22 protein-coding genes and 4 pseudogenes are annotated in these 25,712 nt (G+C 71.5%); 13 read left to right on the top strand and 13 right to left on the bottom strand.

Translation table 11 applies throughout. The features are described 5' to 3' along the window. Nucleotides 1-7: 7 nt before the first annotated feature. The 4 genes from IE277_RS27285 to IE277_RS27270 all read right to left on the bottom strand — a co-directional run bounded on the left by IE277_RS27285 (nucleotide 8) and on the right by IE277_RS27270 (nucleotide 4,019). Nucleotides 8-1,030: an ABC transporter substrate-binding protein gene (locus IE277_RS27285; protein WP_189956353.1), complete on the bottom strand. Its 1,023-nt coding sequence runs from the start codon at nucleotides 1,028-1,030 to the stop codon at nucleotides 8-10. A gap of 36 nt (nucleotides 1,031-1,066) precedes the next feature. Beyond that, entirely contained in the window at nucleotides 1,067-1,882 is an 816-nt protein-coding gene (locus IE277_RS27280) for an ABC transporter ATP-binding protein (protein WP_189956352.1), read from the bottom strand. Nucleotides 1,883-1,965: 83 nt separating this feature from the next. Beyond that, on the bottom strand, nucleotides 1,966-3,054 hold the full coding sequence (locus tag IE277_RS27275) for a FecCD family ABC transporter permease (RefSeq protein WP_229881987.1): 1,089 nt from the start codon (nucleotides 3,052-3,054) through the stop codon (nucleotides 1,966-1,968). Next, nucleotides 3,051-4,019 (bottom strand): FecCD family ABC transporter permease, encoded by a 969-nt coding sequence (locus IE277_RS27270; protein ID WP_189956373.1) that lies wholly within the window; start codon nucleotides 4,017-4,019, stop codon nucleotides 3,051-3,053. The genes IE277_RS27275 and IE277_RS27270 overlap by 4 nt, the downstream gene beginning before the upstream one ends. Nucleotides 4,020-4,274: 255 nt before the next feature. On the opposite strand from IE277_RS27270, the gene IE277_RS27265 reads away from it, so the two are divergent. Beyond that, a complete protein-coding gene (locus tag IE277_RS27265; RefSeq protein WP_229881985.1) occupies nucleotides 4,275-5,108 on the top strand; it encodes a (2Fe-2S)-binding protein in 834 nt (277 codons plus the stop codon). Between the two features lie 52 nt (nucleotides 5,109-5,160). On the opposite strand, the gene IE277_RS27260 is transcribed toward IE277_RS27265, so the two are convergent. Next, the gene (locus IE277_RS27260) at nucleotides 5,161-5,457 is read right to left on the bottom strand and encodes a hypothetical protein (RefSeq protein ID WP_189956350.1); all 297 of its coding nucleotides are present in this window, start codon (nucleotides 5,455-5,457) and stop codon (nucleotides 5,161-5,163) included. Nucleotides 5,458-5,947: 490 nt separating this feature from the next. On the opposite strand from IE277_RS27260, the gene IE277_RS27255 reads away from it, so the two are divergent. After that, nucleotides 5,948-7,210: an ANTAR domain-containing protein gene (locus IE277_RS27255; RefSeq protein ID WP_189956349.1), complete on the top strand. Its 1,263-nt coding sequence runs from the start codon at nucleotides 5,948-5,950 to the stop codon at nucleotides 7,208-7,210. A 58-nt stretch (nucleotides 7,211-7,268) separates the two neighbouring features. Further along, nucleotides 7,269-7,724, top strand: coding sequence for an RpiB/LacA/LacB family sugar-phosphate isomerase (locus IE277_RS27250; RefSeq protein WP_189956348.1), 456 nt, complete (start codon nucleotides 7,269-7,271; stop codon nucleotides 7,722-7,724). A gap of 53 nt (nucleotides 7,725-7,777) precedes the next feature. On the opposite strand, the gene IE277_RS27245 is transcribed toward IE277_RS27250, so the two are convergent. Beyond that, entirely contained in the window at nucleotides 7,778-8,143 is a 366-nt protein-coding gene (locus tag IE277_RS27245) for a DUF6479 family protein (RefSeq protein WP_229881984.1), read from the bottom strand. 218 nt (nucleotides 8,144-8,361) lie between these two features. On the opposite strand from IE277_RS27245, the gene IE277_RS27240 reads away from it, so the two are divergent. Beyond that, complete coding sequence (locus IE277_RS27240) at nucleotides 8,362-9,540, top strand: acyl-CoA dehydrogenase family protein (protein ID WP_189956347.1); 1,179 nt, start codon at nucleotides 8,362-8,364, stop codon at nucleotides 9,538-9,540. Nucleotides 9,541-9,806: 266 nt separating this feature from the next. On the opposite strand, the pseudogene IE277_RS47480 reads toward IE277_RS27240, so the two are convergent. From IE277_RS47480 to IE277_RS27230, 3 genes and pseudogenes are all read right to left on the bottom strand, one after another. Next, nucleotides 9,807-9,956: pseudogene (locus IE277_RS47480) on the bottom strand (Tn3 family transposase); the annotation flags it as partial. Nucleotides 9,957-10,141: 185 nt separating this feature from the next. Continuing rightward, nucleotides 10,142-10,510, bottom strand: coding sequence for a GNAT family N-acetyltransferase (locus tag IE277_RS27235; protein WP_268252657.1), 369 nt, complete (start codon nucleotides 10,508-10,510; stop codon nucleotides 10,142-10,144). Nucleotides 10,511-10,662: 152 nt separating this feature from the next. Then, nucleotides 10,663-11,100 (bottom strand): Rrf2 family transcriptional regulator, encoded by a 438-nt coding sequence (locus tag IE277_RS27230; RefSeq protein WP_189956346.1) that lies wholly within the window; start codon nucleotides 11,098-11,100, stop codon nucleotides 10,663-10,665. A 201-nt stretch (nucleotides 11,101-11,301) separates the two neighbouring features. On the opposite strand from IE277_RS27230, the gene IE277_RS27225 reads away from it, so the two are divergent. The 3 genes and pseudogenes from IE277_RS27225 to IE277_RS27215 form a co-directional block, all read left to right on the top strand. Continuing rightward, a complete protein-coding gene (locus tag IE277_RS27225; RefSeq protein ID WP_189956345.1) occupies nucleotides 11,302-11,565 on the top strand; it encodes a hypothetical protein in 264 nt (87 codons plus the stop codon). Between the two features lie 105 nt (nucleotides 11,566-11,670). Continuing rightward, a pseudogene (locus IE277_RS27220) lies at nucleotides 11,671-12,435 on the top strand (transposase). A gap of 35 nt (nucleotides 12,436-12,470) precedes the next feature. Next, nucleotides 12,471-13,044 (top strand): annotated as a pseudogene (locus tag IE277_RS27215) (transposase); the annotation flags it as partial. Between the two features lie 44 nt (nucleotides 13,045-13,088). Here IE277_RS27215 and IE277_RS27210 read toward each other — a convergent pair. Beyond that, on the bottom strand, nucleotides 13,089-13,457 hold the full coding sequence (locus IE277_RS27210) for a DoxX family protein (protein WP_189956344.1): 369 nt from the start codon (nucleotides 13,455-13,457) through the stop codon (nucleotides 13,089-13,091). A gap of 69 nt (nucleotides 13,458-13,526) precedes the next feature. Further along, entirely contained in the window at nucleotides 13,527-13,979 is a 453-nt protein-coding gene (locus tag IE277_RS27205) for a nuclear transport factor 2 family protein (protein ID WP_189956343.1), read from the bottom strand. 132 nt (nucleotides 13,980-14,111) lie between these two features. Here IE277_RS27205 and IE277_RS27200 point away from each other — a divergent pair, with 132 nt between their 5' ends. The 6 genes and pseudogenes from IE277_RS27200 to IE277_RS27175 all read left to right on the top strand — a co-directional run bounded on the left by IE277_RS27200 (nucleotide 14,112) and on the right by IE277_RS27175 (nucleotide 22,720). Then, on the top strand, nucleotides 14,112-15,002 hold the full coding sequence (locus tag IE277_RS27200) for a LysR family transcriptional regulator (protein ID WP_189956342.1): 891 nt from the start codon (nucleotides 14,112-14,114) through the stop codon (nucleotides 15,000-15,002). A gap of 260 nt (nucleotides 15,003-15,262) precedes the next feature. Then, nucleotides 15,263-15,898 (top strand): annotated as a pseudogene (locus IE277_RS27195) (oxygenase MpaB family protein); the annotation flags it as partial. A 120-nt stretch (nucleotides 15,899-16,018) separates the two neighbouring features. After that, nucleotides 16,019-18,310: a serine/threonine-protein kinase gene (locus IE277_RS27190; protein ID WP_189956341.1), complete on the top strand. Its 2,292-nt coding sequence runs from the start codon at nucleotides 16,019-16,021 to the stop codon at nucleotides 18,308-18,310. 79 nt (nucleotides 18,311-18,389) lie between these two features. Further along, complete coding sequence (locus IE277_RS27185; RefSeq protein ID WP_189956340.1) at nucleotides 18,390-19,955, top strand: phytoene desaturase family protein; 1,566 nt, start codon at nucleotides 18,390-18,392, stop codon at nucleotides 19,953-19,955. A 105-nt stretch (nucleotides 19,956-20,060) separates the two neighbouring features. Continuing rightward, nucleotides 20,061-21,173 carry an NAD(P)H-dependent flavin oxidoreductase gene (locus IE277_RS27180; RefSeq protein ID WP_189956339.1) on the top strand — a complete coding sequence of 371 codons (1,113 nt, stop codon included), beginning with the start codon at nucleotides 20,061-20,063 and terminating at the stop codon, nucleotides 21,171-21,173. Then, nucleotides 21,170-22,720, top strand: a complete 1,551-nt coding sequence (locus IE277_RS27175; RefSeq protein ID WP_189956338.1) for an acyl-CoA synthetase — start codon at nucleotides 21,170-21,172, stop codon at nucleotides 22,718-22,720. Before IE277_RS27180 ends, IE277_RS27175 begins: the two co-directional genes overlap by 4 nt. 16 nt (nucleotides 22,721-22,736) lie before the next feature. Here the strand turns inward: IE277_RS27175 and IE277_RS49260 are convergent, their stop codons facing one another. Together IE277_RS49260 and IE277_RS49255 are read right to left on the bottom strand one after the other, a co-directional pair. Next, the gene (locus tag IE277_RS49260; protein WP_308433428.1) at nucleotides 22,737-24,626 is read right to left on the bottom strand and encodes an ATP-binding protein; all 1,890 of its coding nucleotides are present in this window, start codon (nucleotides 24,624-24,626) and stop codon (nucleotides 22,737-22,739) included. Beyond that, nucleotides 24,627-25,604, bottom strand: a complete 978-nt coding sequence (locus IE277_RS49255) for an ATP-binding protein (protein WP_308433427.1) — start codon at nucleotides 25,602-25,604, stop codon at nucleotides 24,627-24,629. Nucleotides 25,605-25,712: the final 108 nt, after the last annotated feature.

Below are 25,712 nucleotides of genomic sequence, written 5' to 3'. Positions count from 1 at the left end.
GCGGGAGTCACTTCTTCGGGAGTGCCACACCTGTGTCCTTGGCGACGTCAGCGAGCATCTGTCCGGCGGCCTGGACACCGATGCCGGACATCCAGGTCTCGTCCGGCACCTCGAAGACCTTGCCGTTCTTGACGGCCCGCAGGGACTTCCACACCGGGTTGGAGGTGACCTGCCGCTTCTGCGTCTTGTCGGCGGCGTCGGCGGAGGTGACGAAGACCAGGTCGGCGTCGGCCCGGTCGATCTGCTCGGGGCTGACGTCCTTCATCGTGACCGCGGGGTCGTTCGACACCTGTGAGGCGGGGCGCCTGAGGCCGATGTCGTTCAGGACGACACCGCTGTAGGAGTTGGACTGGTACAGACGGGTCGGACCGGCGATGAAGCGCACCACGGAGGCCGTCGGCATGGTGCCGCCGTCCTTCTTCCTGATGGCCTCGCCCAGCGCCTTGGCGCGCGTCTCGTACTCCTTGAGCCGGGCCGCCGCCTCCTTCTCCAGACCGAGCGCCTCGGCATGGACCTTCAGGTTCTGCTTCCAGACACCACCGGTGGTCTCGGTGAAGACGGTCGGGGCGATGGCGCTGAGCTTGTCGTAGATCGCCTCGTGGCGGACCTTCGAGGACAGGATCAGATCGGGCTTGAGCGAGGCGATCTTCTCCAGGTTGGGCTCCAGCAGGGGGCCGACGTCCGCGGTGCCGCCGAGTTCGCCCTTGAGGTACGACGGGAAGCCGCCCTCGGTCTTGAAGTGCGGGGCGACCGCGCCGACCGGGTCGATACCGAGGAGGGTGACGTCGTCCAGCTCACCGGTGTCGAGGACGACGACCCGCTTCGGCCGCGCCGGGATCTTCACCTCGCCCATCACGGTCTTGAGGGTGCGCGGGAAGCTGCCGCCCGACGCGGTGCCGGGAGCCTTCGCCGAGTCGGTGCCGTCGGACTTCTCACTGCCGCAGGCGGCCAGCAGGGCCGTACCGAGGACGACGGACAGCAGCACGGCGAGCAGCCGGCCGATTCCGCGCAGGGGAGAGCGCTCGAACATGGGGGGTGGGTCCTTCTGAGAGGGGTCGGGGGGTGGTCAGGCGGACACTGCGGAGTGCCGCACCGCGCCGGCCTTCGGGATGACCAGCGGGGTGCCGGTCTCCGGGTCGGGAATCACCCGGCAGTCCACGTCGAAGACGGACTTGACCAGGTCCGCGTCGAGGACGTCGGCCGGGGCGCCGGTGGCGGCGAGACGGCCGTCCTTGAGGACCACCATGTGGTCCGCGTAGCGGGCGGCCTGTCCGAGGTCGTGCAGCACCATCACCACGGTGCGGCCCGCCTCGGCGTGCAGGGCGGCCACCAGGTCGAGGACGTCGAGCTGGTGGCGCAGATCGAGGAAGGTGGTCGGCTCGTCGAGCAGGAGCAGCTCGGTGTCCTGCGCCAACGCGAGCGCGATCCAGGCGCGTTGGCGCTGTCCGCCGGAGAGCTGATCGACCGGGTGGTCGCGCAGCCCCGCGGTGCCGGTGCGCTCCAGCGCCTCGTCGACCGCCCGCTGGTCGGCCGCCGACCAGGGGCTCAGCAGCCGCTGGTGCGGGTACCGGCCCAGGCGTACGAGGGCCTCGACGGTGATCGCCTCGGGGGTGACCGGCTGCTGGGGCAGCAGCCCCATCCGCAGGGCCAGCGCGCGGGCGGACATGCGGTGGATGTCGGCACCGTCGAGCGTCACCCGGCCGGCGGCCGGGGCGAGCAGCCGGCTGAGCCCGCGCAACAGGGTCGACTTGCCGCAGGCGTTGGGGCCGACGATCGCGGTGACCGCCCCGCCGGGCAGCGTCAGATCGAGTCCGCCCACCACGAGCCGGTCGCCGTAGCGCAGGTCGAGGCCGTGGGCGGCGAGCTGGTCGGCGGTGGTCATCTGCGGCTCCTTCAGGTGCTGTGCTGCGGCGGGCGGACGGCGCGCTTCGCGCACGCCGGCCGGGGGTGACGTCCGGCTGCCGGTCATACGTGCTCCCGGCGCGCCGGCGCGCTCTGGCGGAACATCAGCACCAGCAGCCAGGGCGCGCCGAGGGTGGCGGTCACCGCGCCGACCGGCAGCCCCTCGACCGGCAGCAGGTGCTGCACCACCAGGTCGGAGGCGAGCAGCAGCACTGCCCCGGTGAGCGCGGCGAGGACCGGTGAGGCGACGGTGGGCGGTCCGGTGAGGAAGCGCACGATGTGCGGCACGGCGAGCGCGACGAAGGTCACCGGACCGGCCAGGGCGGCGGCCAGTGACGCCAGCACGACGGCGAGGAACAGCAGACGGAGCCGTGCCCTGGAGGTGCGCAGGCCGAGGGCGCCCGCCGAGTCGTCTCCCAGGTCCAGCACCGCGAGCCCGCGGTGCAGGGCGAGGGTGGCGGCCAGCGCGACCACCATGGCGGCGCCCGCTCCCCATACCTGCGTCCAGGTGCGCCCGTACACGGAGCCCGTGGTCCACTGCAGCGCGGAACCCGCGAGTTCGGTGGGGAAGCGCACGATCATCAGGTTCACCGCGGCCGCGAGCCCGGCCTGCACGGCGAGACCGGTGAGCACGAGCCGGGTGACGGCGAGCCCGGAGCGCCAGGCGAACGCGCCCAGCAGCAAGGCCGCGACCAGTCCGCCGGCCAGCGCCCCCACCGGGACGAGGGTCTGGGAGGCCCCGGCGGCCAGCAGCGCCACCGCCCCCAGCGAGGCGCCGCCGGTCATGCCCATGACATCGGGAGATGCCAGGGGATTGCGGAAGAGCCGCTGCAGGACACAGCCCGCCGCCCCCAGCCCCGCACCGGCGACGACGGCGGCCACCGCCCGGGGCGCCCGGAACTGCTGGACCACCAGCACGTCCCCCGCATCCCCGAGCCCGAGCAGGGCGCGCAACGCGGTGGGCGCGGACATCGGCATCTCACCGGTCGTCAACGAGACGGTGAGCAGCGCGAAGAGGGCCACCAGGCAGGCACCGGCGAGCACCAGGACGCGGCGCCGGTGCCGGCGGCGGGCGCGGGACGCCGTACGGCGGGAGGCGACGGCGGCGGTCGTCGCCGGCGGCATCGAAGTCGTCGAAGTCGTCGGGGTCATCGGGTCACCTTCCGGGCCAGGAGAGCCAGCAGGGGCGCCCCGAGGAACGCCGTCACGATGCCGACCTCCAGCTCCGAGGGGCGGATCACCAGCCGGCCCAGCACATCGGCCGCGAGCAGCAGCAGCGGGCCGGCGATGAGACAGCCGGGCAGCAGCAGCCGGTGGTCTCCGCCGAGCAGGGGGCGTACGAGATGGGGCGCGGCGAGACCGATGAAGGCGACCGGACCGGCGACGGCCACCGCCGCCCCGGCGAGGAGCACCACCGCCACGCCGCCGGCGAGGCGGATCCGGGCCACCGGCACCCCGAGGGACTGGGCCGTGTCGTCGCCCAGGGCAAGGGCGTTGAGGGCGGGGGAGAGGGCCAGCGCGATCACCAGCCCGAGCACCAGCGCCGGCAGGACCGGCAGCAGCACATCGAGCGATCTGCCGGACACCGACCCGGCCAGCCAGAAACGGGCGTCGTCGAGCGTGCGCTGATCCATCAGCATCACCGCCGACGTCCAGGAGAGCAACACGAGTTGGAGCACGGTCCCGCCCAGAGCCAGGCGCACGGGGTCGATGTCGCCGGCGCGCCGCGCCATCGCTTGGGCCAGCAGGGCCGCGCCCGCCGCGCCGGCGCAGGCGAACCACACATACTGGGCGGGGGAGTCGAGCTTCAGGGCGAAGATCGCGACGACTACCGCGAAGGCCGCGCCCGCGTTGATGCCGAGGGTCGTCGGTGACGCCAGCGGGTTGCGGGTGACCGCCTGGGCGACGGCGCCCGCGACGCCGAGTGCCGCGCCGACCGCCAGGCCGATGACCGTGCGCGGCAGGCGCAGCCCGGTCACGACGAGCGCGTCGCGTCCGTGGGCGTCGCCGAACAGCGCGTCGGCCACCGTCGAGGGCGACACGGAACGCGCGCCGAGGGCGAGGCTGGCCGCGACGCACAGCGCCAGGGCGGCGAGGCCGGCCAGGAAGAGGGGCAGATGCCTGACGGCACGGAACGGCGCACCTGTGGTGGGTACGCCCTGGTGGGTCGCAGTCACAAGCCGTGAGCTTAGGTTAGCCTTGGCTTAATTTTCAACTACCCCTCGCGGCCCCTCACGCCCCCGCGCGGCCTCGAAGTACCCCCGCAACCTCGAAGTCCCTTGATCGCGCTCGCTCTGCAGTCGAGCTAAGGTAAGCCTTACCTGTCTGGTTCCCTTCGAATCCTCTGTGCGGGAGTTCCGTTGTCAGTTGGCTTGAAGACTCCGTCGGACGGCGCGGTCGCGGATGCGCTCGGCGAGGTCTACCGGCGGCTCGCCGACATCTGCGAGGCCCTGGCCGTGCGGGTCGCGGAGCCGGGTGAGGGTGCGGCGGGCGCGGGGGTGACGGCCGCCGCGCTGATGTCCGACCGGGAGGTGCTCGACGCCTTCGTCCAGGCGGAGATGACACGGATTCAGGAACGCCACGGTGTGCGGGTGCCCGCGCATGTCGCCGCCTCGCGGGCCCTGCACGGCTACGCCTGGACGCTCGGGGTGCTGCTGGGCGGAGCCTGGTACCTGGAGCGCCGGGTGCCCCGGATCCGGCCCGAGGATCTTCGGCTGGACCTCGACTCGGACACCTGTGTGATCACTCCCGGCGCGGAACTCGCCTGCCTGACGGGCGACCCTGTCGGCACCCTCCCCGGTGTGCTGACACTCCCTCAGGAAGAGGAACTGCGGGCCGTGTTGCGGATGTCGCTCGCCGATCACATGCGTCCGCTGCTGGTCGCGATCGGCCCGGTCGTACGACGCCGGGCGCATGCCCTGTGGGGAATGGTCGCCGACGATCTCGTCTCCGGTATCTGGTATCTCGGCCGGATGCTCGGCGAGGAGGGCGCGGCCGTGCGGGCGGCCACCGATGTGCTGCCGATCGGTATTCCGCCGTACCCGGACGGCGCCGATTTCCGCCACCTGCTGGGCGAGGGCGGTCGTCGCCATATGACGCGCACCCGAACCGGCTGCTGCATGTTTTATGCGGTCCGGCCCGAAGAAGCCTGCGTGACCTGTCCGCGCACCCGTGACGCGGAGCGGCTGCGGCGCCTGGGGAATTGAAAAGCCCGGTGCCCCGGCCGGTCGGCCGGGGCACCGGGGGAAGGGCTGTGAATTACTTGCCGACAGTGTTGTCGCAGCCCATCGTCGAGCCCAGGTGGGTGTCCTGCGCCCCCGCGTTGCCCTCGCCGTTCAGCCCGTTGCCCAGCAGGCCGTTGAGCAGCCCGACCGCGCCGAGGACGTCGAGGTTCAGGTCGTGCGAGCGGCAGGTGGTGCTCTGCAGGACGGTGAAGCTGTTGCCGCCGCGGCCCCCGCCGCCCTGTCCGCCGTGAGCCTGGGCGGCGCCGGTGCTCAGGAGTCCGACGCTGCCGAGGGCGACAACCAGAACGGCGGCCTTGCGGAGCTTGTACATGTTTTCTCCGGTGGTGGTGAAGTGGATGCGATCTTTGGCAGATCGACTTCATGTGTGGTGGAGGCTAATTAGAAATATCGCCAGAACATCTTGAGGCGCGCCGAATTCTGCGATTCATCACCGAATTGGCCGTTGGTCGGGAAGTATCACCCGTGCATGAATTGCGACGACAAAATAACAACGTGTCTATATGCTTTTATTCGGGTCGATATTCAGCTGAATTCATGCCCTTGGTGCCCGTCGCCGTGCGCATCCTGTTTTCACCCGTACGGCGGTATGCCTGATGAATCGCCCGTGATGCGACACGCCCGAGGCGAATCGTTGCTTCGGGGGCGGGGCGGAGGCACAGTGGAGCACCGGTCAAGACGCGGCTGGCTGATCCTTCCCCGCTCAGGAAGGCCGATCCCCATGGAAAACGGTCAGCTGTCCCGAAGACTCGCCGGCCCTCGGACCGGCGGTATCCGTCGGTGACCACGGCGCGGGTGATGCCATGAAGGCCCCCTCCGAAGCGTCCGCCGCCCCCGCCCCGCTCGTCATCGAATCGTCCGTCGTCGACGGACTGCCCGCCGAGGCGGCACTGCTGCTGCGCATCTCCGGCGGTCTCGACGCCGCGGGCGCCCAGGCCTGGTCGACGGAGCTGCGCGGCCACCTCGAACAGGCGGACCGCGCCGGTCTGCGGCCCGTCCTCGACATGGCGCATGTGCAGCTCGGCGGCGCGGCCGTGCTGCACACGCTCAGCGAGACCACCCGCTCGCGCACCGGCCGCCCGGACCTGATCATCGTCCGCGCCCGGCCTGGAGTGCGCGAGGCCGTCCACCTCGCCCGCCTGGACGGCGTACGGCTCTACGCCACCCTCGACGAGGCGCTGCGGGAACTGGCCCGCGCCGCCTCCCGCGTGGAGGACCTGCCCGCCTGGCGCTCACAGATGGCGGATCCGCTGCGGCCCAGCTACGAGGATCTCCGCAAGGAGGTCCGCGCGCTGCGCGCCCGGGTGCGCACCGCCCCCGTCATCGGCCTGGCGCAGGGCGTGCTCATGGTCCGCTACGGCCTGCCGGACGCCGGCACCGCGTTCCGGGCGCTGAGCGAGGCCTCACAGCGGTTCAACGTGCCCTTGCGCGTCCTTGTCTCCGCCGTGGTGGTGGCCCGGCCGCCGCAGGGCGAGGTGTGGTTCCCGGGCCGGCGCGCGCTGCCCGTGCCGCAGCTGCGGATCCTGGCCCGCGACGGCCGCGACTTCCGCTACCGGCGCCGCACGGTCGAGGCCGTGCTGCGTGCGGCGCTGGCCATCGGGCGGGCACCGGCCGGATACGTGCGATTCGTCGACCCGGCCGTGAACGCGCTGATGCTGGAGACCCACCACGGCTGCCCGGACCCGTTTCTCGACCACCTCGTGCGCGGTCGCGACGAGGGCACGGCCGATACCGTCGCCCGGCTGCGCGGGCGCCGGGTGGGTGTGCCCGACGTGGCCGACGACGCGCTGCTCTCCGAGGAGTCCCGGCGCGTCCTGCTGACCACGGGCACCGGCGCCCTGCAGAGCAACCCGGTGCTGTCCTCGGCCGGCTGCTGCGTCGGCGTGATCACCCTGCACTGGCCGGACGCCGGACACCGGCCGACCGCCGCCGAGGCCGAGGCCCTGGAGGCGCTGGCCGCCGACACGGCGGCCTGGCTGAGCTGGTACCACCGATCGGTGCTCCTGGACGCCCTCGAACACATCCACCGAACGGTGACCGGCGCCGCGTCACCCACGCCCGGCTGACGACAAGGCGCTGAGATCCGCTCCCGGCCCGGGCGCCGCAGGCACTACGCTCACCGGTATGCGGATCTCCGTCTCCTCCGACATGGACGAACCCGTGGCCCGTCTCCTCGTCGCCGAGCTGCGGCGCCGCGGCCACGAGGTGCGCACGCACGGCGCTCTGCGGCCCGGCGCCGACGCGCAGTGGGCGGCCTGCTCGGAGGCGGCCGCCCGGGATGTGGCCGACGGCGCCGCCGATCAGGCGGTGGTCTGCTGCTGGACCGGCACCGGCGCCTCCATCGCGGCCAACAAGGTGCCCGGCGTCCGCGCGGCCCTGTGCACGGACGCTGTCACGGCGGACGGCGCACGCCGCTGGAACGACGCCAACGCCCTCGCCCTGAGCCTGCGCCTGACCTCCGAACCGCTGCTGAAGGAGATCCTGGACGCCTGGTTCGCCGGCGCGCCCAGCCAGGATCCCGACGACCGGCAGAACGTGGCCCGCGTCGGCCGCCTGGACGCCGTCCGGACGGATTCCTAGCGGCGTACGGCGGTCCGGCGCGGGCCGGGCCTGCCTGCTGAGGGTCGGGATGTTCAGTGGGCGCCGAGTCCGCCGCCGCCGAACGAGCCGCTCGACCCCCGGCTCCAGCGCGGACGCTCCTTCGACGTGCTCGGCCTGGAGTCCATGTTGGTCAGCTCGTACGGGGTGAGCGGGCGGCCGCCCTTGGGGGTCTGGGGCACCTCCTGGGATTCCCTGTTCTCCCGGACCTCGCGCACCGGACCTTCCGGCGGCAGGGTGGGCTGTTCCTCGGGCCGCGGCCGGGGAGACTCGTGGTACTTGACGCGGGAGTTCATCCAGAAGCCGCCGGCGAGCAGCGCCAGGACGCCCACGGCCACGATGAACAGGACAAGGCTCATCAGGCCGCTCGCTGCGGCCAGCTGCATCGATGCGGTACTCATAGGACAGGGATACCCCCTACAGAACCGGGCGAATCGGACATGTTCCGTAGTGTGCCGTCGACGTGCGGCGACCGCGCGCCTCCCCTACGGTGCGCTCTCGCCGACGCGCGGCGGCCCCGCCCGTCCCGGAATTCGCCCGGGGCGTGTCATTCCCTATTTCTGAAACACGTTCTACGGTGTGCGCCGTCAGGACCGCCCTTGGGGAGCCTGGAGGCGCCGTGCATCTCGACCACACGCCCGAGCAGCAGCGACTGCGCGCCGAACTGCGCGCCTACTTCGCCCAGCTGGTCCCGGACCACGCCTATGCCCGGTACACCGACCCGGCCGCGCAGAAGCGCTTCTACCGCGACACCATCCGTCGGCTCGGCACGGACGGCTGGCTCGGCGTCGGCTGGCCCGAGGAGTACGGCGGGCGCGGCATGACGGCGATGGAGCAGTTCATCTTCTTCGACGAGGCCGCCCAGGCCGGCGTGCCGCTGCCGCTGATGGCGCTGAACACGGTCGGCCCGACGCTCATGCGCTTCGGCACCGACGAGCAGAAGGCGTACTTCCTGCCGCGCATCCTCTCCGGGGAGATCGACTTCGCCATCGGGTACAGCGAGCCGGACGCCGGCACCGACCTGGCCGCCCTGAAGACCAGGGCCGTACGCGACGGCGACGCATACGTCGTCGACGGACAGAAGATCTGGACGACGAACGGCGACACCGCGGACTGGGTGTGGCTGGCCACCCGCACCGACCCCGCCGCCCCGCCGCACAAGGGCATCACCATGCTGCTGGTCCCGACGTCCGACCCGGGCTACTCCTGCACGCTGATCAACACCCTCGCCTCGCACGACACGACCGCGAGCTACTACGAGAACATCCGTGTACCCGTCTCCCGGCGCGTCGGCGAGGAGAACCAGGGCTGGCGGCTGATCACCAACCAGCTCAACCATGAACGCGTCACCCTCGCCGCGCACGGCACCATGGCCATCCGCGCCCTCTACGACGTGCAGCGCTGGGCGCGCGAGACCAAGCTCGCCGACGGCCGCCGGGTCGCCGACCTGCCCTGGGTGCGCCGGCTGCTGGCCCGTACCCACACCCGGCTCGACGCGCTGAAGCTCATGAACTGGCAGATGGTCACGGCCGTCCAGGAGGGCACCCTCACCCCGCAGGACGCCTCCGCCGTCAAGGTCTACGGCTCCGAGGCCCGCCGCGACGCCTACGCCTGGCTCATGGAGATCGTCGCGGCGGCGGGCCCGCTGAAGGAGGGCTCGGCCGGCGCGGTCCTGCACGGTGAACTGGAACGCGGCTACCGCTCGGCCGTCATCTTCACCTTCGGCGGCGGCAACAACGAGATCCAGCGCGAGATCATCTCCTGGATCGGCCTGGGCATGCCGAGGGTGCGGCGTTAGGGTCTTGACCTCAGGAGGCGCTGCCCCTGGGCTTCGTCTGCCCCATGTTCTGAGCTGCTGTCTTACCGGGTCGTTCGGGGCTCGGATGCGATGTGCATGCTCGTCTCCTGTGCAACCGCGGTGGCTGTGTCGACGGAAAGCAGCTCGATTTGGTCGCGCGATGCCCCGAGTTGTGTCGCGCAGAGGCTCAGTCGTTGCCTGAGACCACCGACGCGTTACCTCTCAGAGGTGACGGCGCATCATCTCCAGGCACCTGGCCCGGGCACCGGCGCGTACGCGAGCCCAGCCAAGGTGAACAGCCCGAAGACCATGTCGCAGCAGCTCGCGGTGTTCCTGACGGTCATCTCGGGGCGCTAGCCGCCGTCGCGGTCGTAGAGGACGTCCAACACGTACAGCGAGTCGCGCGGGGTGCCTGGTCGGCCTGGCTTGCTCCCACGCTTCCCCGTCCGGCAGCTTCGCCCTCGGGTCGCCCCACTTCGAGGAGTTCTTCGCGACCACCTGCCTGCTTCGCAGCATCCGGTGGACCTGCTCCAGCACGCAGAAAAGGGCAAGCTCAAAGACCGACCGGCTTCCGCGGGCGCCTTGCGGGCCCCATCAGGGGTCATCTGGCGGGCGGTGCCGTTATCAGGTCCATGCTCGGGTAGCGGCCGGTGACGAAGCCCGCGGCTTCGGAGACCGGCTTTCCGCCCTGGCTGGCGTGCAGTTGGACGGAGTGGATGCCTGCTCCGTGGAGCCAGTCGACCAGTTCGTCCACGATGCGGCGTGCGTGGCCGCGGCCACGGGCCGGGGCATCGATGACGATGCCGTCGAGGTAGCCGCGGCGCCCGTCGGGCCAGCGCGAACCGGGCAGATGGTAGGTGACCCAGGCCATGCCGCAGGCGATGAGGGGTTCGCCGGGGTCGCCGCCGACGACGAGGCAGACACAGTCGTCGCGGCGGTTGATGCGCTCGTCGAACCAGTCGCGGGCGATCCGCCGCCATGGTGTGTCGGCCGGTCCGGGGTCGGTGCCCAGGCTCTCCAGCGCGACAGCGCGCAGCCGGATCAGTTCCGGAATATCGACCGTAGAGGCCTTGCGAGGCTGCTGCGCGCAAGGGTGAGCCCCGGCCGGCCCCGCTCGGCGCTTCAGCCGGAGCGGGCGGCCAGGGTGTCCCGCAGGACGTCCGCGATCGAGACCGCCGCGAGCTCCCGCCGGACGGCCTCCTCCGTGTCGACGTAGACGCGGCGCAGCGCGGGCTGGATGCCGCGGCCGACGGGGCATGCCTGGTTCGGTTCGCCGTGGTGCAGGGCGAACAGGGGCTCGGCGTGCACCACGCGGTAGACGTCGAGCAGTGCGATGGATTCAGGCTCGCGAGCCAGCGTCCAGCCGGCCCCGGCACCGTGCCGCACCGTCACCAGGCCCGCCTTTCTCAGATCGGCGAGGCTGCGCCGGATCACGACGGGGTTGGTGGCCACGCTCGTGGCGATCTGGTCCGAGGTGACCACGTCGCGTCCGCGGCCGTGCACCAGGGCCATCCAGGTCAGCACATGGACGGCGACCGTCATCCTGCTGTTCGCGCTCACGTCCTTCACACCCCCTTACTGTAACAATAACAGTTACAGCAGGGCCTTCAGGGGCTACGGCTGGTTCTTTTGCCAGGATCCGGTCCACGAAGTCGCACCAGGCCAGGTGTGCGGAGACGCCGAGGGCCAGGGCGCGTGTCGAGTCGTGATCAAATTTCGGGGGCGGGCCGCCTGCGGCGACTCGCGTGAGACCATCCGTCCATGAGTAGCGACCTGGAAGTGAGTGCTCTGGCGATCAACGTCACGATCCCGCAGGCGCTCCGTTGGACGGACACTCGACGCGGTGAAGCGTTCACACTCACCATACTCAACGTCCGGCTCCTCCCGGATGGTCACCTCGCCGTAAAGGCTTATGGCCGCCCAGTGGGCGGTGGTCGGGGCGCATACGTCTCGTTCCCTGTCCCCGACAAACCCGAGCCGGCGGCCCTGGTTGCCGACGCTGCCGGCCGCGCCGGGGCGTTGTGAGCCGCCCATCGTGGTCTCGGCTGAGCCGAGTTCGATCCGAAGACGGTTGGTGGCGGTCTCGGACTTCGCCCTCGTGGCGGGGCCTGGGACGGTAGATCTTCCTGCATGACGCGAGCGCAACTGGCGGATGCGGAGTGGGAGTTCATCGAGCCGTACCCTGCCGATCGGCGAGTACGGCCCGTACCCGGTACGGCTGCGGCAGCAGTTCGAAGGGGTCCTTCGGCGGTTCGCCACCGGAGCGCAGTGGCGGGAGATCCCAGCCGGGTTCGGTGCCTGGTCGACCGTCCACAACCGTTTCCGGCAGTGGCGCGACGCCGGTGTCTTCGAGTCCCTGCTGGAAGGGTTGACAGCCGAGGCCGCGAAGCGGGGCGAGATGGACCTGTCCCTGGTGAGCGTCGATTCCACCACTACTCGGGTCCACCACGACGCCGCTGCCGACAGTCCGAAATTCATCCCCGTGCTGAGCCAAGGTGCGGGTCCGCGGGCCCGTCGGCCGTCCCCGCAGCCGGCCGGACGCGGTCGCCGGGGACAAGGCGTACGTGTCCCGCGGCAACCCGCGCCCACCTGCGCCGACGCGGCATCAAGACCGTCATCCCAAAGAAGCGGGACCAGGCCGCCAACCGGAAGAAGAAGGGCAGCAGGGGAGGACGGCCCGTCAGTCACGACGCCGGGCTCTACAAGGAGCGGAACACCGTCGAGCGCCTGATCAACTAGCTCAAGGCGTGGCGCGGCATCGCGGCCCGCTACGACAAAACCCCAGAAAGCCACCTCGCCGGACTTCATCTGCGTGCCTCGATGATCTGGATCAAAGACCTCACCCGGATCACTGAGCTTCTTCGGGCCGGCCACCGATCAGATGACGGTCCGTGACGCGCAACGAGCGAGGCCCCGAGCTGTTGACCGAGATGTCTGACGTCTCAACCACGTTGCTCGGGGGCCTCGTTGGTCATCTGTCCTGCCCACTCGACCTGCCGCATGCGCTCGTGCAGTGGGTGACCGTGCTCGTCGTCACCGTGAGGGCGACCGGCGCTGCAAGTCCACCCGTCTCGGCGTGCGATGGTGGCACTGGTGTACCTGCGCGAGCACACCACCCTGGCGAAGACCGCCGCCGGGTTCGGGATCAGCGAGTCCACCGCCCATGCCTACACCGGCGCGGTCATCCACCTGCTCGCCGAACGTGCGCCGGGTCTGCTGAAGGTGCTGCGCGAGACCGAGGCGGACTTCGTCCTGCTGGACGGCACCCTCGCCGAGTGCGACCGGGTCGGCGACGCACGGGCCGACTATTCCCACAAGCACCGCCGGCACGGGGTGAACGTGCGGGTGGTCACCGATCCAGGTGGCCGGCTGCTGTGGATCTCACCCGCACTGGCCGGCCGCACTTACGACCTGACCGCTGCCCGCGCCCACCGGATCATCCGCATCTGCGAGCGCCGGGGCGTCCCCATCCTGGCCGACCTCGCCTACCAGGGCGGCGGCCCCTGTCACAGAGGCGGGAAGAGCTTCACCGACCGCTCGGGCCGTGCTCAGGCGGCGAGGTGTCCTCCCGCTATGAAGGCCGCGAGCACGAGATAGATCGAGTTCACCATCACGAGCTTGGACTGGCCGAGGCGGCCATGGGTGACCATCGCGCCGACCATCAGAAAGATCCAACACAGGGCGGTCACCGGCACCATGACCGGTGCGATGTCCAGCGCGGCGGGCAGGATCAGGCCCACCGCAGCGAGCAATTCAAGGATCCCGAGAGCCTTGACGAAGCCGGCGCCGGCCTTTGCGGTCCACTCGCCGCCATGCTGCGCAGCCAGTTTCTCCTTGGGGATGAACGTCTTGGTGATGCCGCCGAGCAGGGCGACGGAGGCCAGCAGTCCGGCAGTGATCCACAGCGCGAGGTCCATGAGGTACTCCTGATCTGGGTGGAAGGGGGAGGTCTGACCGTTCGGTTCCGGGCCAGTCGCGCGTCGCGCCTAGCCCCGGGGAGCTGCGGGCAGCGGCGAGCCTGCCAGCGGGGTGGAGTCCAGGTACCTGACCTCGTAGAGGCGTTCGCTGAACCTCCAGCCGTCCGGGGTGCGCTGGTAGTGGTCGTGGTAGAGGGCGTAGTTCAGGTGGGAAGCGCCGTCGCGCATCCGCCCGAATTCCTGGATGTACGCGCGGCCGGTCGCGGTGTCACCGTCCAGCCGGATGACGCCCGGGTGAACGTTCTGCACGAAGAACTCCCAGAGCCCCTGCCCCCACTCGACCCCGGCACGGATCTGCTCCCGGCTGATGAACTCCTTGTCGATGTGCGGCCACCGCATCACGCCCTGAGGTGTGAACAGCGATGCAACACGTTCGAAGTCACGCATCATCACCGCGTCGGTGAGCTCGGCGCGCAGCGCCTCGATCTCGACTCGATCAGCGATCGCCTGCATGGCGCTCATCGTTTTCCCCTGCCTTATCGATGCGTTCTTCGGACATGTGACGCCCGTCCAGTGGTGGTACTCAGCATCGATGCAGGTCAACGGCAGATCAATGTAAGGTTCGCGCAGAGATTAATAACATGGGGGTTATCCATGGAGCTGCGCGACATCGAGATCTTCCTGACCTTGGCCGAGGAACTGCACTTCGGCCGCACCGCCGAACGGCTCCACGTGTCCCAGGCCCGCGTCAGCCAGGCCATCGGCAGACAAGAACGGCGTCTCGGCGTGGCTCTGTTCGATCGCACCAGCCGACGCGTGAGCCTGACTCCCGTCGGCCGACGCCTCCGTGAGGACCTCCAGCAGGCACTCGACCTCCTCCACGCGGGACTGGCCCGCGCCGAAGCGGCCTCCCTGCGCGCCGGCCAGACCCTGAGGCTGGGCGTCTTCGGCCACGCTGGACACGAACTACGCCCACTCGTCGACGCGTTCCTCGCTCGTCACCCCGGCTGCGACGTCCAGTTCGGCGAAATCAACGGCAGCGACCCTTTCACCGCCCTGCGCACCGGAGACCATGACGTGCATGTGCTGTGGCTGCCCGTTGCCGAACGGGACCTCACTGTCGGTCCCACCGTGCTCACCGGAGGCCGCGTGCTGGCCATATCGACCAACCATCCGCTGGCCGATCGCGCCAGCGTGTCCCTGGAGGATCTCGCCGACAACCACGTCGCCGACCTCGGCCCCGGGGCCCCCGAGTACTGGGTGTCGGCCATGGTTCCCACGCGCACACCGCTCGGCCGCCGCATCCCACGCGGGCCCGCCGCACGGACCTTCCACGAGATCCTCTCCCTGGTCACCGCCGGACACTGCGTCCACCCGCTCGGCGAAATCGCCGCCCGCTACAACAGCCCCCCTGGCATCGCGTTTCTGCCCATCCACGACGCCCCTACCACCCAATTCGCCCTGACGTGGCGCTCCAACAACGACAGCCCCGTCATCCGTGCGCTGGCCCAAACCGCCGCCGACCTCGGCCCCATCTCCCTGTGACCAGGGGGACTCTTCCCATCTCCCCTCCCCCGTGCCGCGCCTCGCCGCCGTCGTGGCAGGGGTCGGCATGGTGAGAACACTGGTCCACCCACGCACTGGCGCCGGCCCGACACTCCTGCACGAGTAGACGCTGGGCGACGCGGAGGGTGCGGCCCGCCACATGAGATGCCCAACTGCCCCCTGATCCACAGGAATTGACAATCGCTCGCGGAGGTTACCAACCGACGGTGATCGGCTGGCGCTTGCCGGCCAACTTGCTCGGCACCACCGAGGCCGCCGAGCGCGCCGGCGCCCGCGTACGCGAGATCCACAGCATGCTGACGGCGACCGACCCGGACACCGGCGAACGGTACGGCGTCGACGAACCCGAGCTGCTGCTGTGGGTGCACTGCGCGGAGATCGACTCCTGTCTGCACGTGCTGCGCCGCTCCGGATTCCCGCTCACCGACGCCCAGGCCGACCGGTATCTCGCCGAACACCGGGTCAGCGCACGCCTGGTGGGCCTCGATCCGGCGGCCGTACCGGCGAGCCGGGCCGAACTCGCCGCGTACTTCGAGAAGGCGCGGCCGGAGCTGGCCGCGGGACCCGAGGCGCGCGCCGTGGACGACTTCCTGCTCCGCCCGCCGACGCACCCGCTTCTCGTACCGGCGCGCGAGGTGCTGTGGCGGCGCGTGGCGCAGTTGGCGTACGCCGCCCTGCCGCCGTACGCCCATGAGCTGTACGGAAGACCGGCCCCCGCACCCGCCGCCGTCACCCGCAGGCTGAAGGGCACGGGCGCGATGCTGCGCCGCGTTCCGGCACGTGTGCGCTGGCAGCTGCCGCCCAAACACATCCTGCGGGCCATGGCCAGGCTCGGCCCCGAGGCACGTCCGGCGCCGTACAAAGTCGGGCTATAGGTCGTCATACTGGACGAGCAGGGGGGTAGGAGTGGACCGGGCCGGCGTGGTGCGGCCGGGCGCGGTCCGGGGGCGGCCTCCCGGCGGCGGGGCGGACGGCGACGGGGGCGGCGGATCGCTATGGGGGAGAACAGACTGATTCACGGCCGGTACCGACTGCTCGACCTGATCGGGCGGGGCGGGATGGGCGAGGTGTGGCGGGCCCGGGACGAGTCCCTGGGCCGGCAGGTCGCGGTCAAGTGCCTGGAACCGCTCGGCCCGTACCGCGATCCGTCCCTCACCCGGGTCCTGCGGGAGCGGTTCCGCCGTGAGGCCAGGGTCGCGGCCGCCCTCTCGCACCGAGGGGTGACCGTCGTTCATGACTTCGGCGAGTCCGACGGGGTCCTGTACCTGGTCATGGAGCTGCTGGAGGGCCGCGACCTGAGCCGGCTGCTGGAGGACAACAAGGGGCACCCGCTCCCCGTGGACGATGTGCTGGACATCGCCGCCCAGATCGCCGCCGCCCTCTCCTACACCCATCGGCAGGGCGTCGTGCACCGCGACCTGAAACCGGCCAACATCGTGCGGACGGCCGACGGCACCGTGAAGATCTGCGACTTCGGCATCGCCCGCCTCGCCCACGACATCGGCTTCACCACCCGGCTGACCGGCACCGGCGTGGCCCTCGGCACCCCGCACTACATGTCCCCGGAACAGATCGCAGGCGGCGAGGTCGACCAGCGCAGCGACCTGTACTCACTGGGCTGCGTCCTGTACGAGATCGCCACCGGCGCACCGCCGTTCGACCTGGAGGACGCCTGGGCGATCCTCATCGGCCACCGCGACACACCGCCCCCGCCCCCGCGCGAACGGCGCCCCGAACTGCCCGGCCACCTGGAGGAGATCATCCTCGGTCTGCTGGCCAAGCAGCCCGGTGAACGCCCGTCCGGCGCGGGCGAGTTGGTCGACCGGATCCGGGCCGGGCGTGCCACGGGCGCTCTCCCCGGGCCGGTCGTGCCCGCGCCCCCGGACGCCGCGGACACGCCGACCCCGCCGCCGACCTGGACCCAGGGCATGACCACCGGCCGCAAGGCACTCGGCACCGGCCTCGGCGCGCTGCCGCCGGTCCCGGGGGCGCTGCTGTCCTGCGAGTGGGCCGCGGTGCCCCGGAAGGACGCGGGGCTCCGGCGCCCTACGGCTGCACCGCCCGACGCGGGCGACCACGGCGGCCCCGTGGACGCTCGACGGCCCGTACCGGCACCTCCCGCGAAACGCGCGGCACCTCCCGCGGAGCGCCTGGTGGCCCTCGCCGTGCGGCACCGCGAGGGCGTCCGGCTGGCCGGGCTCGGCCGGTGGGCCGAGGCGGGCGAGGCACACCGGGCCGTGGCCGCCGAGCGGGCCGCGCTGCTCGGCCCCGACCATCCCGAGACCCTGGCGAGCCGCTACGAGACCGCCTTCGCCCTCGTCCGGGCCGGCCGTGTCACCGAGGCGCTGACCGCCTACACGGACCTCGCCGAGGCCAGGGCGGGTGTGCTCGGCGCCGACCATCCCGACACCCTCGCCGCCCGCCAGGAGACGGCCTACGCGCTGGGCCGGCTCGGCCGCCACTTCGAGGCCCACCAGATGTACGCCGAGGTGCTGGCCGCCCGGGTGCGCGCCATGGGCCCGGACCACCCCGACACCCTGCGCTGCCGGCACAACCTCGCCTGTACCCTCGGCCGGCTCGGCCGGCTGGACGACGCCCGCCGTACGGCCCTGGAGGTGGCTGACGCACGGGCCCGGGTGCTCGGTCCCGACCACCCCGACACCCTGGTCTCGCGCTGCGAAGTCGCTTATGCCGAGGGCCAGTCGGGCCGCTGGGAGGAGGCGCTGCGCCTCTATCACGAGGTCGCCGGGGCGCGGGCGCGGGTGCTCGGCGCCGACCACCCCGACACCCTCGCCGCCCGCTACGAGACCGCCCTCAGCCTCGGCCGCCTCGGCCGCAGCGCGGACGCCCTGCGCCTGTACCGCGAGCTGATCGTGGACCGCACCCGCGTCCAGGGCCCCACCCACCCCGAGACGCTCCGCGCCCGGCACGGCCGCGGAGTCAACCTCGGCCGGCTGGGCCGCTGGGCCGACGCCCTGGCCGAGGCACACGACGTCTGTCTGCTGCGCGAGCAGACCCTGGGGCCCGCCCATCCGGACACGCTGGTCAGCCGGCGCGAGGTCGCGGTCGCCCTGGGCTGGCTGGGACGCTGGGCCGAGGCCCTCACGGAGTACCGGAGGATCACCGCCACCCGCGCCCAGACCCTCGGCCCGGACCACCCCGACACCCTGGCCGGCCAGGGCGACGAGGCCCACTGCCTGGAGCGGCTCGGCCGGGCCACCGAGGCCGGCGAGCTGTACCGCAGGGTCGCGGTGGTCCGCCGGCGCTCCGGGCCCGACGGCGCCTGACCCGCTCGGGGCGGCGGCGCGTGGCCATGGCCGGGGCCCGCCTCTGGCCGCCGTGGATCATCACGTGTTACGAAGAACCATGGCTGCCCACGAGCACACCCGCACCTACGACGCCGTCATCGTCGGCGGAGGACACAACGGCCTGGTCGCCGCCGCCTATCTGGCCCGCGCGGGGCGTTCGGTCCTGGTACTGGAACGGCTGGACCACACCGGTGGCGCCGCCGTCTCCACCCGCCCGTTCGCCGGCGTCGACGCCCGGCTGTCGCGCTACTCCTACCTGGTCAGCCTGCTGCCACAGAAGATCGTGCGCGATCTCGGGCTCGACTTCCGGGTGCGCGCCCGCACCATCTCGTCGTACACCCCCGCCGACCGGGACGGCCGGCCCACCGGACTCCTCGTCGGCGGGGGCGAACAGCGCACCCGGGAGGCCTTCGCCCGGCTGACCGGGGGCGAGCGCGAGTACACGGCCTGGCAGCGCTTCTACGGCATGACAGCGCGCGTCGCCGAACGGGTCTTCCCGACCCTCACCGAGCCCCTGCCCACCCCTGACGAGCTGCGCCGCCGTATCGACGACGAGACCGCCTGGCGGGCCCTGTTCGAGCAGCCGATCGGCGTCGCCGTCGAGGAGAACTTCACGGACGACCTGGTGCGGGGCGTGGTGCTCACCGACGCGCTGATCGGCACCTTCGCCGACGCCCACGACCCCACCCTCGTGCAGAACCGCTGCTTCCTGTACCACGTGATCGGCGGCGGCACCGGCGCCTGGGACGTGCCGGTCGGCGGCATGGGCGCCCTCACCGACGCGCTGGCCGGCGCCGCCCGCTCGGCCGGCGCGGTCCTCGCGACCGGGCACGAGGCGGTCCGGATCGCCACCGACGGACACACGGCCGAGGTCACCTATCGCACGCCGGACGGCGAAGGTGTCGTCGCCGCCCGGCACGTCCTGGTGAACGCCTCCCCGCAGGAGCTGGCCGTCCTGACGGCAGACCCGTCACCCGAACCCGCCGAGGGCGCCCAGCTCAAGGTCAACATGCTGCTCACCCGGCTGCCCGCACTGCGCGACCCGGCCGTCGACCCGCGCGAGGCCTTCGCCGGCACCTTCCACATCGCCGAGGGCTACCGGCAGCTCGCCACCGCCCATGCCCAGGCCGCCGCCGGTGAGCTCCCCGCCGCCCCGCCCTCGGAGATCTACTGCCACTCCCTGACCGATCCCACCATCCTCGGCCCCGACCTCGCCGGGCGCGGCTACCAGACCCTCACCCTGTTCGGACTGCACACCCCGGCCCGGCTCTTCGACCGCGACAACGACGCCGTACGCGAGGAACTGCTGAAGTCCACCCTCGCCCAGCTCGACGCCCATCTCGCCGAGCCCCTCGCCGACTGCCTGGCGACGGACGCCGACGGCCGCCCCTGCATCGAGGCGAAGACCCCGCTCGACCTCGAACGCGATCTGCGGCTGCCCGGCGGGAACATCTTCCATCGCGCCCTGTCCTGGCCCTATGCCCAGCCGGACACCGGCCGCTGGGGAGTGGAGACCCGGCACCCGAACGTCCTGCTGTGCGGCGCCGGCGCGGTGCGCGGCGGAGGGGTGAGCGGGGTGCCGGGCCACAACGCGGCGATGGCCGTCCTGGAGGCCACCGGGTAGCGCCCTCGCCGCACCATCCTCATCGACACCCCAGCCGGCAAAAGAATCTGACGGAACGTCAGGAATGCTCTTCCGTCGTCACGCCGGCTGCGGCATCCTGCGCCCATGCAGACGGAGCTGAGCAGGAAACTGGGCGTCGAGCACGCCGTCTTCGGCTTCACGCCGTTCCCCGCCGTCGCCGCGGCCATCAGCCGGGCCGGCGGCTTCGGCGTGCTCGGCGCGGTCCGCTACACCGCTCCCGGCGACCTCAAACGCGACCTCGACTGGCTCGACGCGCACGTCGGCGGCCGGCCCTACGGGCTGGACGTCGTCATGCCGGCCAAGAAGGTCGAAGGGGTCACGGAGGCCGAGGTCGAGGCCATGATCCCGGAGGCGCACCGGCAGTTCGTGCGCGAGACCCTCGCCAGGTACGCCGTCCCCGAGCTGGCCGAGGGCGAGGCGTCCGGCTGGCGTATCACCGGCTGGATGGAGCAGGTCGCCCGCACCCAGCTCGACGTCGCCTTCGACTATCCGATCCGGCTCCTCGCCAATGCGCTCGGCTCCCCGCCCGCCGACGTCGTGGCCCGCGCCCACGAGCGCGACATCAGGGTCGCGGCACTCGCGGGCAGTGCCCGGCACGCCCGCAAACACCAGGAGGCGGGCATCGACATCGTGGTCGCCCAGGGCTACGAGGCCGGCGGCCACACCGGTGAGATCGCCACCATGGTGCTCACCCCGGAAGTCGTCGAGGCCGTCGACCCCTTGCCCGTCCTCGCGGCCGGCGGCATCGGCAGCGGACAGCAGGTGGCGGCAGCCCTCGCTCTGGGCGCACAGGGTGTGTGGCTGGGCTCCATATGGCTGACCACCACAGAGGCCGATCTGCACGCACCCGCCCTGACCCGTAAGCTCCTCGCCGCCGGGTCCGGCGACACCGTCCGCTCCCGTGCCCTCACCGGCAAGCCCGCCCGCCAGCTCCGTACCGAGTGGACCGACGCCTGGGACGACCCGGCCGGACCCGGCACCCTGCCGATGCCGCTGCAGGGACTGCTGGTGGCCGAGGCGGTCTCCCGGATCCAGAAGTACGAGGTCGACCCGCTGCTCGGCACCCCCGTCGGCCAGATCGTCGGCCGGATGAACAGCGAACGCAGCGTCCAGGCCGTCCTCGACGACCTCACCCGCGGCTTCGAACGAGCCGTGGACCGCATCAACCGCATCGCCGGAAGGAGCGGCCAGTCGTGAGCACACCCCCCGCCGGATTCTGGGCCGACGCCGCCCAGCACCCCGACCGCACGGTCCTCGTCGCCCCCGACGGCGAGGAGTGGACCGCCGGACGACTGCACAGCGCCGCCAACCGGCTCGTCCACGGGCTGCGCGCGGCCGGGCTGGAGCGCGGCGACGCCTTCGCCGTCGTCCTGCCCAACGGCGTCGAGTTCATCACCGCCTATCTGGCCGCCACCCAGGCCGGCCTCTATCTGGTCCCGGTCAACCACCACCTCGTCGGCCCCGAGATCGCCTGGATCGTCGCCGACTCCGGTGCCAAGGTGCTCATCGCCCATGAGCGGTTCACCGACGCGGCCCGCGCCGCCGCCGACGAGGCGGGCCTGCCCGCCACCCACCGGTACGCGGTCGGCGACGTCGACGGCTTCCGGCCGTACGCCGAACTCCTCGACGGACAACCGGAGTCCGCGCCCACCGGCCGTGAACTCGGCTGGGTCATGAACTACACCTCCGGTACGACCGGCCGCCCGCGCGGCATCCGCCGCCCCCTGCCCGGCAAGGCGCCCGAGGAGGCCTACCTGGGCGGCTTCCTCGGCATCTTCGGCATCCAGCCGTTCGACGACAACGTCCATCTGGTCTGCTCGCCGCTCTACCACACGGCCGTCCTGCAGTTCGCGGGCGCCTCCCTGCACATCGGCCACTCCCTGGTGCTGATGGACAAGTGGACCCCGCAGGAGATGCTCCACCGCATCGACACCCACCGGTGCACCCACACCCATATGGTCCCCACCCAGTTCCATCGCCTGCTGGCCCTCCCGGACGAGATCAAGGACCGCTACGACGTCTCGTCCATGCGGCATGCCATCCATGGCGCCGCGCCCTGCCCCGACCACGTCAAACGAGCCATGATCGACTGGTGGGGGCAGTGTGTGGAGGAGTACTACGCGGCCAGCGAGGGCGGCGGCGCCTTCGCCACCGCCGAGGACTGGCTGAAGAAGCCCGGCACCGTCGGCAAGGCCTGGCCCATCAGCGAACTCGCCGTCTTCGACGACGGCGGCAACCGCCTCGCGCCCGGCGAACTCGGCACCGTCTACATGAAGATGAGCACCGGCGGCTTCGCCTACCACAAGGACGAGGCCAAGACCCGCAAGAACCGCATCGGGGACTTCTTCACCGTCGGCGACCTCGGCTACCTCGACGCGGACGGCTATCTCTTTCTCCGCGACCGCAAGATCGACATGATCATCTCCGGTGGCGTCAACATCTACCCGGCCGAGATCGAGTCCGTGCTGCTCTCCCACCCGGCCGTCGCCGACGCCGCCGCCTTCGGCATCCCGCACGACGACTGGGGCGAGGAGGTCAAGGCCGTGGTCGAACCGGCACCCGGCCACGAACCCGGCCCGGCCCTCGCCGCCGCCCTGCTCGACCACTGCGCGGGACAGCTCGCCGGCTACAAGCGGCCCAAGAGCGTCGACTTCACCGCCGAGATGCCCCGAGACCCCAACGGCAAGCTGTACAAGCGGCGGTTGCGGGAGCCGTACTGGGAGGGGCGCGCACGGCAGGTGTGACCGCACACCCGGCGCTTCAGGGCCGCATCCGAGGACAGCTCTCCAGGAACCCGGCGAGGCCGGCGGCGTCGGTGCCGATCTTGCGGTAGACACTGGACAGCAACTGGCGCACGCCCTGCTCGGTGAGGCGCAGTTCCTTGGCGATGACGGCCACCGGGTGTCCCTGGGCGGACAGTTCGGCGGTACGGCGTTCCGGGGCGGTCAAGGTGTCCGCCTGGACGTAGCGCAACGGCAGCGGACGCAGGCCGGCCGCCGAAAGTTCTGTCCTGGCCTGGGCGGCGAGTGCCGCGGCTCCGCAGTGGACGGCTCCCTCCAGGCCTTGATAGAGGCGGTCGGCCGCCTCCTGCAGTTGCCCGTCGCGGGACAGCGCGGCGCCGTGGCCGATCTGGGCGCGGGCGAGTTCGTAGGCGGCGGGCGACTGTTCGAGGTGGTCGACGGCCTCGGCGTAGAGGTCGAGGGCCGCCGGTCCGCCGGTCACCTCGGCGAGGGTGTGCAGGGCCTGGCCGATGGTGGAGGCGGCGCCGAAGTCGCGGGCGCGCTTCACGGCTTCCTGAGCGTGGCCCACCGCCTCGTCCGGGGCGGTGGGGGCGAGCGCGGACGCGAGGCGGAGCTGCCACGGGCACCAGGCCGGGTTCCGCCAGCCCCGTTTGTCCAGCCAGTCCCCGACCGAGGCCAGCAGCGGTGCCGCCTCGGCATGCCGCTCCTCCGCCAGCAGCAGTTCCGCGTAGACCGTGCGCGGGTCGGGATAGATGACCGCATTCGGAGTGATGTCACCGAAGTGGTGCTCGTCGGCGAGCGCGCGCGCCTCGGTGACGCGACCACGGGCCAGCAGGGTCTGGATCAGAACGCTGACGCCGTACCACTGAGCGGGTACGGCACCCTCCACCTTGTTGGCGATACGCAGACCCTCCCGGACGAGGTCCTCGGCCTCGGCCAGGCAGCCGCGGTGGTACCGGATATAGCCGGCGAGGGCCTGACCGAGTGCCAGGTGGGAGCCGCGCCACCCCTTGGCCACGCATTCGGCGATCCCCTTGTTGAACAGCCCCTCGGCCCGTCGGGGCTGGTCGCCGTACATGAACACGAGGGCGACCGAAGCGGGCACCTCGAAACCGCGGTTCTCGTCGGTCCAGCTCATGCCGCCGAGCAAGGCCTTCTCGGCATACGCGAGGGCGGTCTGCCGCGGTTCGCCTCGCAAGGCCGCATCCCAGGCCCGCAGTCCCAGGATGTAGCGCTCCTCCAGGCTGCGACCGGGCAACTGTTCGGCCAGACGCGCCAGTGTCCGCGAGCGGGCGGGCGAGTCGGGGTCGTCGGTACGGATCATGCTCCACACGAAGTGATCGGCCTGCATGCGCAGTTTGACGCGCGGATTGGTGGCCTGCTTCGCCTCTTCGGCGGCCACGGTCACGGCCTTGGCCAGCTGATCGGTGTGAGCCAGTGCTTGCGTCAGCCGAAAGACGATGGAGGCACGCAGATCGGGGTCGACGTCGGGCTCCGCCAGCGCCTGGCGGAGATGCCGCACCGTGGCCACGGGCTCGATCAGGAACGTGGCGCACGCGAGTTCGTGAAGGAGCGCGGCGCGGTCCTCGGGCAGGGGCGGCTCCTGCAGCGCGCGGTTCAGCAGACGCCGGGCCGCCTCGGTCGCCCCGGCGTGAAGATACTCCCGGGCGGCCTCGCGCAGACATGCCACAGCTTCGGGACGGCCCTCGCAGGGGACCTCCAGCAGATGACGGGCGGCGGCGGTGGGGCCGTATCCCGCGGCCAGGACGGCTTCCGCGGCCGCGTTGTGCAGACCGGCCCGGAAGGCCCTGCGGATGGACCGGTAGATCGTCGTGGCGATCAGCGGGTGAACGAATTCGAGCTCGCCCTCGGGGCCATGGCCGTCGGTGAGGATCCGGGACGTGCGCAACTACTGGATCGCCTCGGCGGCGGCCTCGTCGCCGAGCACCGCGACGGACGCGGCGAGCTGTGGGGAGAAGGGCGAACCCAGTACGGCCGCGGTGTGCGCGAAGCGGACGGTCGCCGTGTCGAGTCGTTCCAGACGCTCGATCAGTCCCGGGCCCTTGATCGCCGCGGCGAGCTCACGCATCGCGGGCAGGTCGTCCTCGGTACCGCTCAGTTTCCGCTCGGCGAGTCCGATGGCGAGCTCCACCGCTTCGAAGGGGCTCCCGCCGGTGGCCGACCAGCATTCCTTGCAGAACACGTCCTCGGCGGTCTCACCGACTTCGTTCCTGATGATCTGCGCCACGCCGTCGGCGGTGAGGTGTGCCAAGTCGTGGGGGCGGTCCCCGTGGGGCCCGACGAGCGTACGGAGCTGGCCCGCCTCGGGCGGCAGTTCGTCGGGCCGGTAGGCGACGACGATCAGCAGGGGCAGGTCGTCGACTCGCGTCGCGAAGGAGTCGAGCCAGCTCAGGGACTCGGGGTCCGCCCAGTGCAGGTCGTCCAGGAGCAGGACGACGGGCGCCTTCTTCACGGTGAGACGCGTCATGACCCAGTCGAGTCCTTCGCGGACCCCGGCCGGGTCGGGCGCGGCGGCGGGACGGCTCGCTTCGAGGCCGAGAACAGCGGCCACGATGTCGTACCAACTGCCCAGGAAGGTACGGAGTTCCGTCGCGTCCATCCGCGCCAGCGAGGGCTGCACCAGCTGGCGCACCACGCGGAACGCCGAGCCCTGTTCCGTCTCCCCGCCCCTTCCCGACAGCACGGTGAACCCGCATGCCGCAGCGCGGTCACGTGCCTCCGTGATGAGTGCTGTCTTGCCCAGTCCGGCCGGCCCCGTAAGGGCGAACAGCCCCCTGCGCCTCGCTCGCGGCACCCCGTCCGTGCTGCGTCGCAGCTCCTGGAACGCCGCATCGAGGGCCTGCAGTTCCCGTCGGCGCTCGATCAACGTTCGCTGCTCCGTGATCGGTTGCCGCGGTCCCATCGCCATGTGCCGTACCGCCTTCTGTCGTTCGGCCTGGAGGCAGCCGAGCGTACGCCTCGTCGAGGTGAGGCA

Origin of the sequence: Streptomyces alanosinicus (genome assembly GCF_014650595.1) — a bacterium.
In the GTDB taxonomy this organism is placed as follows: domain Bacteria; phylum Actinomycetota; class Actinomycetes; order Streptomycetales; family Streptomycetaceae; genus Streptomyces; species Streptomyces alanosinicus.
The sequence above is the reverse complement of the archived record's forward strand: the minus strand, read 5'-3'. Positions and strand labels throughout refer to the sequence as shown.